This is a genomic window from Bifidobacterium jacchi, assembly GCF_009078285.1.
Taxonomy (GTDB): Bacteria; Actinomycetota; Actinomycetes; order Actinomycetales; family Bifidobacteriaceae; genus Bifidobacterium; species Bifidobacterium jacchi.
The window spans coordinates 1-13927 of the sequence record NZ_RQSP01000052.1 but is presented as its reverse complement, the minus strand read 5'-3'; the positions used below and the strand labels follow the sequence as shown (position 1 = coordinate 13927).

At 55.9% G+C, this 13927-nt stretch carries 11 protein-coding genes and 1 pseudogene; 9 read left to right on the top strand and 3 right to left on the bottom strand.

All coding sequences use genetic code 11. The features are described from left to right. Window positions 1-86 precede the first annotated feature (86 nt). Complete coding sequence (locus EHS19_RS10860) at window positions 87-386, bottom strand: Mu transposase domain-containing protein (protein ID WP_421745571.1); 300 nt, start codon at window positions 384-386, stop codon at window positions 87-89. Between the two features lie 19 nt (window positions 387-405). Between EHS19_RS10860 and EHS19_RS09575 the strand changes: the two genes are divergently transcribed. Beyond that, on the top strand, window positions 406-588 hold the full coding sequence (locus tag EHS19_RS09575; RefSeq protein WP_151917529.1) for a hypothetical protein: 183 nt from the start codon (window positions 406-408) through the stop codon (window positions 586-588). 805 nt (window positions 589-1393) lie between these two features. On the opposite strand, the gene EHS19_RS11785 is transcribed toward EHS19_RS09575, so the two are convergent. Together EHS19_RS11785 and EHS19_RS09565 are read right to left on the bottom strand one after the other, a co-directional pair. Next, window positions 1394-2521, bottom strand: a complete 1128-nt coding sequence (locus EHS19_RS11785) for an acyltransferase family protein (protein ID WP_151917527.1) — start codon at window positions 2519-2521, stop codon at window positions 1394-1396. A gap of 204 nt (window positions 2522-2725) precedes the next feature. After that, complete coding sequence (locus EHS19_RS09565; protein WP_151917526.1) at window positions 2726-4144, bottom strand: flippase; 1419 nt, start codon at window positions 4142-4144, stop codon at window positions 2726-2728. Window positions 4145-4459: 315 nt separating this feature from the next. Here EHS19_RS09565 and EHS19_RS09560 point away from each other — a divergent pair, with 315 nt between their 5' ends. The 8 genes and pseudogenes from EHS19_RS09560 to EHS19_RS09525 all read left to right on the top strand — a co-directional run. Continuing rightward, window positions 4460-5386: a glycosyltransferase family 2 protein gene (locus EHS19_RS09560; protein ID WP_241677194.1), complete on the top strand. Its 927-nt coding sequence runs from the start codon at window positions 4460-4462 to the stop codon at window positions 5384-5386. Between the two features lie 107 nt (window positions 5387-5493). Further along, window positions 5494-5706: pseudogene (locus EHS19_RS11585) on the top strand (zinc-ribbon domain-containing protein); the annotation flags it as partial. Window positions 5707-5952: 246 nt separating this feature from the next. Continuing rightward, window positions 5953-7560, top strand: a complete 1608-nt coding sequence (locus EHS19_RS11470; RefSeq protein WP_241677195.1) for a hypothetical protein — start codon at window positions 5953-5955, stop codon at window positions 7558-7560. Between the two features lie 147 nt (window positions 7561-7707). Then, complete coding sequence (gene rpsF, locus EHS19_RS09545) at window positions 7708-8004, top strand: 30S ribosomal protein S6 (protein WP_151917525.1); 297 nt, start codon at window positions 7708-7710, stop codon at window positions 8002-8004. 295 nt (window positions 8005-8299) lie between these two features. Next, window positions 8300-9064 carry a single-stranded DNA-binding protein gene (gene ssb, locus EHS19_RS09540; protein WP_151917524.1) on the top strand — a complete coding sequence of 255 codons (765 nt, stop codon included), beginning with the start codon at window positions 8300-8302 and terminating at the stop codon, window positions 9062-9064. A 96-nt stretch (window positions 9065-9160) separates the two neighbouring features. Beyond that, window positions 9161-9409 carry a 30S ribosomal protein S18 gene (gene rpsR / locus EHS19_RS09535; protein WP_125967576.1) on the top strand — a complete coding sequence of 83 codons (249 nt, stop codon included), beginning with the start codon at window positions 9161-9163 and terminating at the stop codon, window positions 9407-9409. A gap of 19 nt (window positions 9410-9428) precedes the next feature. Then, window positions 9429-9878: a 50S ribosomal protein L9 gene (gene rplI / locus EHS19_RS09530; protein WP_151917523.1), complete on the top strand. Its 450-nt coding sequence runs from the start codon at window positions 9429-9431 to the stop codon at window positions 9876-9878. Window positions 9879-11042: 1164 nt separating this feature from the next. Further along, on the top strand, window positions 11043-13927 hold a 2885-nt coding region (locus EHS19_RS09525), incomplete at its 3' end, for an endo-alpha-N-acetylgalactosaminidase family protein (RefSeq protein WP_151917522.1).

Here is a 13927-nt window from a genome sequence, read left to right as displayed (position 1 = left end):
AAACGATGACGACACCGAGGAAAACCATCAGCCCACACTGCGGAAAAACACCGCTCAACCCGCCGAACAAACATTGAAGCAATACACTAGGAACGCACGCGCCCCTCGTCCCATTCCCTCCACCGGGCCTTGTCGGGCAGGTCCGCGTCACGGGTGGAGGAGCGGTTCGACTGTCCGGCGTCGAACAGGCGGTGGACGGCGACCCGTTCGCCGCCGTGCCAGATCTCCAAGGCGTCGCTGGTCTCGCGCAGCTCCACCATGCAGCCGACCAGACGGTGGGGCGCGGAGTACCGGTTGCGTCTGTAGACGACGTGGCAGTCGCTGGCGACCTTCCTCGGCCCGATCCGTTCGCCGGTCTCGTACGGCACGACCGGAAGCGGGATCATCACGGGCTTCTCCTCCGTCATGAACGAGGAGAGCCGGCCGCCCTCGCGCTTCTGGAACAGGGCGACGTTGTACGCGTCGAGCCAGTCGGGGATCGCCTGGTTCAGCTCGTCGAGCGAGCCGAACCAGGCGATCGCGCATCGCGCCGACGACGGCGCGTTCGGCGTGCAGGACGAGATTCTCGCCGCCGGCCTTGTCCCCTAGCCTCCTGACCCGGCCCGGCAGCACCGCCGTGGAGTAGTGCTCCGCTAGGTTCCGGTAATGGTCGTTCAACACGATCTCGCCGTCCCTGGGATGGCCGGTCACCCCGGTCCTGAGGTTGTCGCACACGATCCTGGCGGGCGCCGCGCCGAAATACCCGAACATGCGCACATGGCAGTCGAGCCACGAGGACTCGCGCGTGTCGTCAACCGCGCTCACGAACGAGTAGCGGCTGAACGGCAGACAGCCGACGAACAGAAACGCCCTCAACATCTCGCCGGCGGCCGGATCGTGGACCGGCACGGTCGCGCCGACCCAGTCGACCTCGACCGTGCGCCCGGCCTTGCGCTCCACCCTCGACGTGACGCCCAGACGCCGCACGTACTCGGCATACAGCTTGCAGAAACGGTCGTACCCCATGAACGGCACCCCGCCCGTCAGGCACGAATCCACGTACTCCGCATGCAGCAGCCGCAACGTGACGCCCATACGGCCGAGTTCGCGGTGCACATGCACCCAATCCGGCTGCTCGTACACGCTCCCGACCACGCCCCTGCCCGGGCACGAGCTTCGCCTTGATCCTGCGTACCATCGTCGGCACTCCTTTCACCCATGCGCCCATCGCATGGGTGAAAGGAGCCTAACCCAATCAGTGCCGAACCACAATAACCCCGGTGCCAAACACCAAAAACAACCAAACCCGCAAGCGGTGCCGAACCGCAATAACCAACTTGCTCAGCAAATCAAATATTCATGTGCGCAAAATAAGACGTTATAATGCAAACTCTAGAATAGTTTATAAGATATATTAGAGTTCATGAGTATACATTAGTTGTTGTATTCTGTGTTTTAGTACAAATAGAGTATTAAAAATAACAGCAGTTATGTAATTGATATGCCGATCCAGAGTAATCTTAAAAATCTGCTGTCTTATTAAATCAATAAGAATGCATAAAATAAAGACTAGTAAAATTATAGAAATTGCAATCAATGGATAACTAATCCTATTAAAAGTGTTACTCATGTTGAAAAGAGTGTGGGAAAGAAAAGAGGATGAAACGGGATGATTGTGAATTAGGAAAACACCGAATGTGCATTTTGCAATTACATTAATAGATTTAGAGTAATATTGAAATGAAACGAATAATGAAAATAGTCCAAATGCTGTAAAGGCAACGGGCAGTTTCCACTCGTGAGAAATGAATGAATCTTCCAAATGCAGAAATAAGCTTGAACCTGTTTTCTGATATAAATAACTACAGACTAAGATATTACTCCATATTAAGAATAGTCCAAGTCCGATTAGCGTAAGTGAGAATCTCCTAGATACAGGTTTTAGGTACCATACGTAAAAGGAAGTGAGAATATACAGATAGCAGAAAATAATCATATTTTGGCTTGAAAGGTCGAGATATATTTTGGGTAATAGTCCTGCAATGAGTCCCCATAAAAACGAAACAATCAATACTAGATTAAAGTGATTTTTTTTACCTATGCGCCTTAGGGAAACAGTTATAAAAGGAGATAATAACAGAAAAATTATATAACTAGTAGGGTACCACCACATTCGACTTATAAGAGGTATGAAAGACTGCACGATAGTTGTTGTGCTGACAAGCTTGTAGTCTAGTATTAAAAAGATGAAAGTGATCGATAAGCTGTAGAATAGCATTTGCGCATCCAGCGCAACAATTCTTTTTATATTTCTTTTGGTGTTCACGGTTTCTTGGCACAGAAAATATGCTGATATTAAGAAAAATACGGTAACACCTATTTTCCCCCCTGGTCGCAATAATAGATCAGAGAATAGCTTATTCACAGAAATTGGGAGCTCGAGAGTTTTAACTTGAGACAAAACAATGAAGTGGTGTGAAATGATCATAAGCATTGACAATATTCTCAATGTTTCAATGCTTGAATTTCTCTGTGATTGCATTTTTTGATATTCCTTTTTGTGGACTATACAATTGATTTTAAATATTGTCGGTTAGACCTTTTTGTCATAACTGATATTCATTGGTTATAAAAAAAGGCAAAAGACCAAAACTAAAAATATTGATTTAGTCTTTCGATATCTTGTTTTTGACGTGCAACTTCTAAGTGTTTGCATATTGTAGTCTTATCACAATTTGTTCCAATGTCATTCTTTTCTAAGTACTCTGTGCTGAAAAGAGGTCGCGATGTTAACTATGGTTTCATCGTGCATTAGGAAAAGCACAATCAAATATAGAAGAGTGAATAGCATCCCTACAATCGTAATTTGCAGAAAGCTAGAACGTGGCCACCAAAAGATATGAACGATTTCGATAATCAAATAAGATGTAATTGTTGCAACTGGTGCGTGATATAATTTATTGTTTTTAATTATGCTGACAATAAAGTCATGTGCACACAAAAAACGTACAATGAGTGCCGTTAATTCACTTAATGTGCAGCTTAATGCAGCGCCCACTGCACCTAATGGTGGGATAAGTAAACAGCTGTATATCAGCGAGAATATCAATCCAACGAAGTTGATGATCGCATATTGTCGTTCTTTACCGGATGATATTAGGTATTGTGATAGAACAGTGTTTAACGAGACTAATAATAAGGCTGGTAGAATGCATAACAGAGGAATTGCTGCATCCCTATACTGGTCGCCGGCTATAATGTTAATAATGGCTTCAGGGCATAATGTAGCAATAGCGATGCCTGCACATGCAAATAATAGAACAAATTCAATATTTTTTAACATAAGAGATTTATACTCTGTTTTTGAGTTTTTTGCATAATATGACAATCTGGGAAGCATTACATTGACAACTGAATTAACGGCAGATACTAGAATATTTTTGACCTTGGCAACAAGTTGATAAATACCTACCACGTCATTATGGGATAAGAATCCAAGCATAACCATGTCTGCTTGTGCATACATTCCTGAAGATATACTCGAGATCAGAAAAAAACGCATTGGTTTAAAATGTCTACGGATATTCAGTTGGGAAAACGGAACAAATGTGACCAGTGATCTCAATCTGATCATATTCAAAATATTGGAACCGTAGCCTGTGAAAATAATAATGCAGCCGTAAATCCGATAATCCGATGTTTCGTGAACAAACGCAAACATTAATGCAAGTCCAATAATCTTGACAATAATACTACGAACTGTAATATATGTGTATTGTTCAATGGCCTGATAGAACCACTCGACACCAAATGACGCTAGCCACAATGCAAGGCTAAACATCAGATATAATGGACGGTCGGCTGTAAATCTAGGTACAAAAAAGAGTGTGCATAGATAGGCCACGAACACCATGCTTGTGGACAATACAAGAATTAGTATCAGCTCCTCGACCGTTTGAGAAAGCTTGACTTTGTCATCTCGAACCTGTGCGCATGCACGCACCCCGTACATCTGAATTCCCAACAATGCCGCTAGGGAAAAATAACTAATAATACTCTGGGCAAAGGCTACAGCGCCTATGCCGGCAGGATTTAATACACGGGAAACATAGGGAACTGTAATAAGTGGGAAAATAAAAGACGATGAAGTCAGGATCATATTCATCAACGCGTTAAACTTCAAAGAATGAATACGCACTTCTCACCACTCTTACTACGTTTACTAATAGATTTTTATTAGGTTTACAATTTACCCCATCGATTCTACCATCATATTTGACATCATGGAATCCCTTTAACCAATACACATTGTTATTGATCGGAAACAAGTAGTCGGTAGGCAATGCAAATATCGGACAGGGGCCTTTGAACATGGATCATGCTAGAACCATACTAGTTCCGTATTGATTCTTAACGGATGACGCCTAAGCCTCGTGCACTCGTCGCGCCGTTTACCATTTTTCATGCATAATTGATATCTATGGAAACAAATGCACCCAATATGTACCATTCCTTTGTATCATTGATCGTCCCCACATTGAATCCAGGTGAGCAAGTCATCACTTCGCTTGGTCAATGCCTCGAACAGACGCGCCGCCCAGATGAGATCATCGTGGTAGATTCTGCGTCTGTTGACAACACCGCGGAACGAGTGCGTAAGTTTGCTGCCAATCATACTGGGTGCGGTGTTGACATTCGGGTGATTTCGATTCAACGCAAGGTTTTTGACCATGGTGGCACGCGCGATATGGCCTTGCGAGAGTCCAAGGGCGACTTCGTGTTGTTCCTCACGCAAGATGCTCTGCCGGCAGATACGCGCTATATAGAAAATATACTTAAACCTTTTACCGACGAGCACATCGCGATGGTGTCCGGTCGCCAGATTCCTCGCTCGGATGCGCGGCCGTCCGAGCGACTCGTGCGTCAGTTCAACTATCCGGCTCAATCTCATATACGTAGCGCCAAAGATATTCCCGCATACGGTATCAAGGCGTTCTTCGCGACCGACGTATGTTCTGCGTATCGTCGCTCCGCATATCTTGAGGTAGGCGGGTTCGAGCACCCGATCACAACGAATGAAGACATGTTTATCGCGGCGGCGTTCCTGTATGCGGGATACTCGATCGCATATGACGCAGACGCGTGCGTGGTGCATTCGCATAACTTCACATGGAAGCAGCAATACAACCGCAACTACGCGATGGGGCGCGAAATTGCAAAGCATCAGAAGCTGTTGCACAATGCCAAGATGGGAGGAGAAGGCATGTCGCTTGTCAAGCATGTCGCGACTGCTTTAGTAAAGCAGCGCGCATTCGGCGAATTAATCTGGTTCGTGGGCGATTGCGCGGCGCGACTGCTCGGCAATCGCGCCGGCACCGCTGCGGGTAGGCGCGAGCTGAAACATTAATTGCCTTTGTCCCCGGGCCAAGTGGTGAGATACTTGGTGTGTGATCGCGTAGGGGCTGCGGGTCTTCTATAGGTCTGGGTCTTCTACGCGCGAGAGAGGAGCGGGCGATGCGGTGTAGTAGGTGTGGGGCGCTGATGGGGGATGATGATCAGTTCTGTCAGCTGTGCGGCGCGCCGAGACCGGTTTCGGCGGGCGTTGCGGAGGTGGCGCGGAATGCGGCTGAGTCAGCTGCCTCACCAGCAGCGTCCGTTCCGCTGAAATGCCCGGTATGCGGGCATCCGGTTGATGCGACGATGCGATTCTGCGAAGGATGCGGCACACGGCTCGCATCATCTGCCGTACCGAGGCCCGCTCCCACCACTCCAATCGCTGCTCCGACCTCTTTCCAAACCCCGACGTCCATGCCGGCCGTGTCCATCCCAATGGCATCCGTACCGGCTGCAACAGTGCAGACTGCTTCGTCCGTCCCAATCGCGCCTGCACCGCCGGTACCAATATCATCCGTACCGCCAGCATCTGCCTCAATCGCATCCGCTGACTTCGACGACGGCGACGGCGCCACCATCATGGATGGGACTATCGCCGATGCGCCGGCAGCAGCCGGTACAAGTCGTTCGTATGCCGCCACATACCCCGGCAACGACTCGCTGGTCCAGTCCGCGCGCTTGACCCAAGTCGCATCTGCCGTCAGCAATCAATCCGGCATGTCGCCAACCGCAGCAGCTGCGATCGCCCCTTCCGCTGCCGCGCCCCAACCGTTGCAGCCGCCGCTGGCCGCCCCCAGCGCCGCGCAGACGGCCGGCATCCCCGCAGCCGCGAATCAACCATATGCCGAAAATCCCATCGCCGCCGCCTCACCGCAGCCCGCTCCGGTCACCGCTGGAGCCGCCGTATCCAGCGCTCAAGTCACCGCTCCGGTAGCTGCCCCGGTTGAAGTGCCCAAGGCCGCTCCCGGAACCGTCAAATCAGCGGAATCCACCCAATCAACTAAGTCAGCCGGCTCCTCAATCGCCGTGCGCATTACCGCGATCCTCCTCGCCATACTGCTCGTCGTCGGCAGCGGATTCGCCGCATGGTGGTTCCTCATGCGCAAAGACAGCGCCGCCACCGCATCATCGCAAAACGGCAGCTCAAACAGCGCCCAATCCGACGCCGACGCCAACGACAACGGCGGCGACGGCAGCAACGGCGGCGCCAGCGCCGACGGCAAATCCAACAAATCCGCCAAATCCGCGCCCTGCACAGCCTTGCCCGACGCCACTGTGTCCTCCATCGACCACAGCGGTGCCACGCTGATCGCCACGCTCAGCGTCACCTCCAACTGCGACGGCAGCTCCAGCGGCAATGCCGCAACCGATGGCGGCGACGGCAGCAGCGACGGCGGTACAGACGGCGGCGACGCTGCCTCAACCGGTGGCACCTCAGCTGACGACAGCTCCGACCGAGGCAATTCCGACAGCACCGACCCCGACAGCGCCGATTCCCGCACCAAAGCAGCCAGCGCCACGCAATACGCCCAACCCAACGTGAAAATCACCATCAAGGACGACGACGTGGTCGCATCCGCCATCTTCGACTTCTCCAAGCAGCCGATCGACTTCGCTGATGGCACCGCTGATGGCACCGCCACCGCCACCACCACCGGCGGCACCGCCGAAATCAAGGTCGCGTTCACCACGATGCAGTACTGGCGTCCGTACGACGAGATCGACGCATCCACCGCAGAAGTCGTCATCCAGGACGACCAGCAGCCCAACGGCGAGCCCGCGGCGGCGGTCGGCGGCGCGATGGGCGGCGCGAATCTGCCCGACGACGACATCGAATCCAACGCGCAGGTGGCGCTCAGCTGGCAGAAAGACAACGATTCCGCCGACGCCGGCGACTTCTACGACACGGTCACCACGCAGCTGTCGAGCAAGAAACTCGGTATGAAAGCCGACGGCAAGACGTGGCACTATCGCGACATCTACCAGCAGTTCCTTCAGCTCAGAGCGAAGAATCCGCGCGCGCTGCTGCTGTGGTCCGGCGATTACCCGACCTACCAGAAGAGCGGCACGACCGATTATTATGTGATCCTCTCCGGCGAGAGCTTCGACAGCGCCGACGATGCCAGCAGCTGGTGCACGCGCGAAAAGTACGGTCCGAACGACTGCATGGCGATTGATCTGTCGTGAGGCGGGCGAGTGGCAGGCACCCGCAACACGCTGTCCGCGACTCGCGTTATCATTCTCGGGTTGCCTGCGGCGCAATCCGCGGGCGTTAACGCATACACACTCCTGCCACGGAAGGTCCGTGGCCGAATAGTCCGAAGGAGGTGGGTGATGTCTGCGCATAAGTACGAACTGATGTTCATTGCCGATCCTGAGCTGGATGAGCGTGGTCTGAAGAATCTGACCGAGCAGTATCTGGAGCTCGTCACCAAGGATGGTGGTTCCTACGAGGAGCCCGATATCTGGGGACGCCGCAAGCTCGCTTACGAGATCGCCGGCAAGACCGAGGGCAACTACGTTGTGGTCAACTACACCGCTACGCCCGATGCCAGCGCCGAGCTCGACCGTGTGCTGAACCTCAACGAGTCCGTGATCCGTACGAAGATCCTTCGTAAGGACGCCAAGTAAACAACCTCCACTCGGGCGCGATCGCATCGTTTCCGATGCGCGCTCACGTTCCGAACCATGCTGATTGCGACGATTACCGAGATTGCGCACTTGGCCGCAGGGCAAGGTCTGCGCAATCGATAATCGGCATCAATGATCCGCATCATCAATCCAGCAAAATCCAGCAAAATCCAGCAAAACCGCACTATTCCAACGAATCGTGCCGCTGCGCCGACCTTCTGCGAGCCGCCGAGCGAACCGCTTGGCACATTCGCAGCCGACGGCACGCAGCGCGCACCGCTAAGGAAGGCACGCCATGGCAGGCGAAACGATTATCACCGTGGTCGGCAACCTCACTCGCGACCCCGAGCTGCGCACCATTGCGAGCGGCTCGACGGTGGTGAATTTCACCATCGCCGCGTCCACCCGCACGTTCAACCGCAACACGAACCAGTGGGAGGACGGCGACACGCTGTTCATGAACTGCTCGGCGTGGGACGGTCGCACCTCCTCGCTGGCGTCCAACATCGCCGCCAGCCTGTCGAAGGGCATGCGCGTGATCGCACAGGGACGCCTGTCCCAGCGCTCCTATCAGGCGCAGGATGGCTCTCAGCGCACGGTCGTCGAGCTTCGCGTCGACGAGATCGGCCCGTCGCTGACGCGCGCCACCGCCCAGGTGACCCGTCAGACCAGCCAGGGCGGATTCGCCGGTCGCAATGACGGCGGCGCCAACGCCGGCAACGGCGGCTATGGCGGCGGCTACAACGGTGGCGGCTACACGGGTGGCGCCAACGCCGGCAACGGCGGCTATGGCAACAACGGGTACGGCAACGGCGGCAATGCCGGTCATGCTGGCGGCAACGCCGGAAACGGCGGGCAGAACCACGGCGGCAACGGCGGCTACTCCGGTGGCGCCGGCTATCAGGGCGGTGCCGGGTATTCCGGCGGCGCCTCGGCCGCGCAGCAGAGCGCTCCGGCCACCGATCCGTGGGCTTCCGGCAGCGGCGATGATGGTGGATTCTCGTCATTCGGCGGCAGCACCGACTTCGGCGGCGGCTCCGGTGACGAACCGGAATTCTGATTATTGCTGAATTCGGATCCGATGCGCCGCTCGGCTATGCACGCAGCGCGATCAGCATAAGCAATGAATATCACAACAGTTTTATAAGGAGACATTATGTCACGCAAGAGGCCGCAACCGCCGGTCAAGCCGTTCAAGAAGAAGCCGAATCCGCTGAAGGCCGCCAAGGTCACCGAGATCGATTACAAGGACGTTGCGCTGCTGCGCAAGTTCATTTCCGATCGCGGCAAGATTCGCTCCCGTCGTATCACCGGCGTTTCCGTTCAGGAGCAGCGCGAGATCTCCAAGGCGATCAAGAACGCCCGCGAGATGGCTCTTCTGCCGTACGCCACGTCCGGCCGCTGAGTTGCAGGAGGATTGAATCATGGCTGAATCCAAAGTTATTCTCACCAAGACCGTCGCCCACCTCGGCCACTCCGGTGACATCGTCACCGTCAAGGCCGGCTATGCCCGCAACTACCTGCTGCCGCAGGGCTACGCGTTCGCGTGGAGCAAGGGCGCTCAGGCTCAGATCGAGCAGATGAAGCGCGCTCGCCTCGCCAAGGCCGTCGCCACCCGCGAGGATGCCGTCGCCGCCAAGGAGGCCATCGAGGGCACCACCGTCGAGATCGCCGCCAAGGTGTCCGAGTCCGGCAAGCTGTTCGGCTCGATCAGCGCCGATCAGATCGCGCTCGCCCTGAGCAGCAAGGCCACCGTCAACCCGAAGACCATCGAGATCACCGAGCCGATCAAGTCCGTCGGTGACTTCCCGGTCAAGGCCGCCCTGCACCCGGAGATCACCGCGTCCTTCTTCGTGAAGGTCGTCGCCGAGTGACTCGTTCCGGATGCGTCCGGAACCCTTTCAGGCTGAATGGTTCGCCGGTGTCGGCGAGCCGAAGCAGTAAAGTCTGAGCTTAAGCACCGCCCTCCGCACATGTTAGTGCGGGGGGCTTTTTGTGTGTTGTTGGCTTGCCGTGGCGTGCTGCGTGTGTGCTGCGGGGGCGTGCGTGCGGGTGCGGATGCGGATATGCGCCGCGCGGTGCGGAGACTGGGCGCCGACAGAAAGAAAAGGCCCGGCGGGAAGGGAACCGTCGGGCCTGAAAGGAAGAGGAAGAGGAAAGAAGAAGGGGTTCAGTTATGGATTGTTCAGTTATGGTTATGGGGCTTCGAGTCTGCCTCGTCAGCGGATTGGCCGCGGCGCGTGATCTGTGATCTCGCTGCCGCCTTCCGGCTGACAACTATGAGTAAACCCGCTTGGCTTGGGGATTTCGAGGGATTCGCGTGGATGTTGCCGAGGTGTTTCCTGAGAGTTCGCTGGAGCTGCGGGGTTGTGCTGGATGTGGTGTTGCTGTAGGGCGGTGCCGGGCAATGGCTCATCGGCGTAAGCGGTCTGTGCCTGCGGTTTGGGCTTGATCTGTACGGTATCTTGCAGTTGTGTGTGCCGGTGGTTGCCAATCGGGAGAATATGAGCGACTCCCGTCGTGCTGTTGATATTCCATAATGGTGGAATTGCAACGTTTATAGGATTCTTGCCCGGAAACCGTGTCGCCTTGTATGCGCCGATCGGTACACACAACTGCAAGATATGTTCCTGGTGGTTCGTCTCGCAATCATCTGAGTGGTGACGTCCCCTCTGATGAGCGTTGCTTGGGGCAAATAGCGGAGCTGTTTGTAGGCAACATTGCTCGACGATAGTCGAGCCATCTGGCTGCGTGCAGAGCACGTCTTTAATTGTTGGATCATGCTGGCGGAGGTGGTCGGGGGCTGTCGCGGGTTGGCGGGGAAGCCAGCCGGAGATTGACGGAAGGAGCCCGCATCCTTTGTTACGCGCGGGTAATTGAGTCTTTTTGTTAAGAGTGTTAGCATTGAACGTTGAAGGTGCCGTTCGTGAGTCATCTGCACGATCGGCATGCCGTGAACAGTTGGGGCGTGCACTCGAAACCCGAGTCCTTCCCCGTTTCGCGGCACCTCGAAGATGAGACAAGGAAACAAAGGAAATATGAGAAGACGCGCGTTATCGATAGCGGTGACGGTGGCGATGGCTCTCACCTCGATGGGTGCGAGCACAGCCGTCGCGGCGCCGCCGTCGACGGAGGATCTGCGAAATCTCGCGGTTCAGACGTTGACGCAGAACAACGATGTCACGCCGACGGCTGATGAGACCGCCGCCGTGAACGGGTGGACGCTTGACGCGAACACCGCCGCCGGCACGTTGGAGGCAGGCTCTGGCGATTGGGCTGGTTGGACCCATCTTCAGGCGGGTAGTTCCGCAGACAACTCTGCAAGTGACAAGACGAAGTTCCCGACTGTCGCCGTGAGCTCCACGACTGTGGATCTGACCAAGGCCGGTTCCTATGAGGCCACGGTCAAGTCGCCGCAGGAAGGTGCGCTGAACCGGTTCGGCTTCTACCTCGGCTACACCGATCCGGGCAGCGGTCTGTTCATCGGCTACGACAAGGACGGCTGGTTCTGGCAGACCTACACCGGCGGCGGCAATGGCAGCTGGTATCAGGGCGCTCGCGTCGCGGCGCCTGCGGCCAACGCAGAAACGAAGGTGAAGATCACGTGGACCGACGCCAAGGTCGCTACGCTCACCGTCGATGGCACCAAGGCATTTGACGTCGACTATTCCGCGATGACCAACCTGACCAACAAGCTGGCCGTCAAGGCTGGCGGTTGGCAGTCCAGCGAGTACACGAACGTGTACATCAAGGACGCCAGCACCGCCCCGGTCGTCAAGTACACGGTCTCCGGCACCGTGAAGGGCAAGAACAACGCGGCGCTCAAGGGCGCTACCGTCACGGTCGGCGACCAGAGCGTCACCACCGACGACAAGGGTGCGTACACGCTCAAGGATCTCGCCGACGGCACCTACACGATCACCGTGTCCGCGGATGGCTACGATGACGCCACCAAGACCGTGACCGTGAAGGGCGGCAACCTCACCGGCCAGGACGTGACCCTCAACGAGACCGCCCCGGTCGAGACAGTCGATCTGAAGACCGCCGACATGACCGTCGCGATCAAGAAGAACTTCCCGTCGGTCCTGCAGTACACGATGACGAAGCTGGACGGCAAGATCATGTACGGCCAGCCGAAGGACGTGCGCACGGTCGCGATCAACGGCACGAATCTCACGCTCAAGGACTCGGATGTCAAGTTCACGAAGAACTCCGACACGAAGGCCACGTATGAGCTGACGCTGAAGGATACGGCGAAGAAGATCGACGCGGTGCTCACCGTGGAGATCACCGTCAAGGCGAACCAGCTGCACATGAACGTGACGAAGGTCGTCAACAACATCGCCAAGAAGAACGGCAACGTGGAGGAGAACGCGATCCAGACGATCGCTTTCCCGAACCAGAGCCTCATCTCCGTGCGCTCCAATCAGGATGCCGCACAGTTCACCGGTGCGCGCATGTCGTCCGATACCAACAAGGTCGGCGACACCAACTACGACGTGACCGACAAGACCACCTCCAACGAGCAGGACTACACCTACGGATTCATCTCCGGTGGCGGCCTGAGCGCCGGCCTGTGGTCCAACTCGGAGCATGACGGCTCCGCCGTCGGTTCTGTGGTCGCCGGTGGTGCGAAGAACACCCGTGTGCTCGCCAACACGCAAAAGGTCGGCGCCGCAACATCGCTCGGTCTTGGCACTGCACCGTACTACTACCATCGCACCGTCACCGACACCAAGGGCCGCAGCTACACCGTTGAGCAGACGGATATGCCGAAGATGGCGGTGGCGATCACCGGCGACGCGAACGAGGACGGCAAGATCAACTGGGAGGATGGCGCGATCGCGTACCGCGACATCATGAACAATCCGTACAAGTCCGAGGAAGTGCCTGAGCTTGTCTCGTGGCGCATCGCCATGAACTTCGGCTCGCAGGCGCAGAACCCGTTCCTCACCACGCTGGACAACGTCAAGAAGGTGGCGTTGAACACGGATGGCCTCGGCCAGTCGGTGCTGCTCAAGGGCTATGGCAACGAGGGCCACGACTCCGGTCACCCGGACTACGGCGACATCGGCCAGCGCATCGGCGGTGCGGCGGACATGAACACGCTGATGGAGGGCGCGGCCGAGTATGGCGCGCGCATCGGCATCCATGTGAACGCGTCCGAGATGTACCCCGAAGCCAAGGCGTTCAACGATGACATGGTCCGCCGTAAAGCGGAGGGTGGCCTCAGCTACGGTTGGAACTGGCTCGATCAGAGCATTGGCATCGACGGCATCTACGACCTCGCTTCCAACTCCCGCAAGTCCCGCTTCGCGGAGCTGAAGAAGGAAGTCGGCGACAAGATGGACTTCATCTACCTCGACGTGTGGGGCAACAACACCTCCGGCGCTGAGGACTCGTGGGAAACCCGCAAGATGAGCCAGATGATCAACCAGAACGGTTGGCGCATGACCACCGAATGGGGTGCCGGCAACGAGTATGACGCCACATTCCAACACTGGGCCGCGGACCTCACCTATGGTGGTGCCGCTATGAAGGGTGAGAATTCGCAGGTGATGCGTTTCCTGCGCAACCACCAGAAGGACAGCTGGGTCGGCGACTACCCGTCGTACGGGCAGGCGGCCAACTCCCCGCTGCTCGGCGGCTACAACATGAAGGACTTCGAAGGCTGGCAGGGTCGCAACGATTATGCGGCGTACATCACGAACCTGTACACGCATGACGTGTCCACGAAGTTCATCCAGCACTTCAAGGTGACGCAGTGGGTCAACAGCCCGCTGGACGCCACCAGCGTGAAGGACGCCTCGGTCAACGGCGGCAACGAGCAGATCACGCTCAAGGACTCGTACGGCAACGTGGTGGTCTTGAAGCGCGGCTCGAACGACGTGAACGATGCGGCGTACCGTGAGCGCACGATCAC

What these genes read in the sequence shown, in the direction of transcription:
- EHS19_RS09565 (WP_151917526.1), bottom strand. Translation starts at nt 4,144, where the DNA reads ATGAATATGATCCTGACTTCATCGTCTTTTATTTTCCCACTTATTACA.
- EHS19_RS11470 (WP_241677195.1), top strand. Translation starts at nt 5,953, where the DNA reads ATGGATGGGACTATCGCCGATGCGCCGGCAGCAGCCGGTACAAGTCGT.
- EHS19_RS09560 (WP_241677194.1), top strand. Translation starts at nt 4,460, where the DNA reads ATGGAAACAAATGCACCCAATATGTACCATTCCTTTGTATCATTGATC.
- EHS19_RS10860 (WP_421745571.1), bottom strand. Translation starts at nt 386, where the DNA reads ATGATCCCGCTTCCGGTCGTGCCGTACGAGACCGGCGAACGGATCGGG.
- EHS19_RS09575 (WP_151917529.1), top strand. Translation starts at nt 406, where the DNA reads ATGAACGAGGAGAGCCGGCCGCCCTCGCGCTTCTGGAACAGGGCGACG.
- rpsF (WP_151917525.1), top strand. Translation starts at nt 7,708, where the DNA reads ATGTCTGCGCATAAGTACGAACTGATGTTCATTGCCGATCCTGAGCTG.
- ssb (WP_151917524.1), top strand. Translation starts at nt 8,300, where the DNA reads ATGGCAGGCGAAACGATTATCACCGTGGTCGGCAACCTCACTCGCGAC.
- rplI (WP_151917523.1), top strand. Translation starts at nt 9,429, where the DNA reads ATGGCTGAATCCAAAGTTATTCTCACCAAGACCGTCGCCCACCTCGGC.
- rpsR (WP_125967576.1), top strand. Translation starts at nt 9,161, where the DNA reads ATGTCACGCAAGAGGCCGCAACCGCCGGTCAAGCCGTTCAAGAAGAAG.
- EHS19_RS11785 (WP_151917527.1), bottom strand. Translation starts at nt 2,521, where the DNA reads ATGCAATCACAGAGAAATTCAAGCATTGAAACATTGAGAATATTGTCA.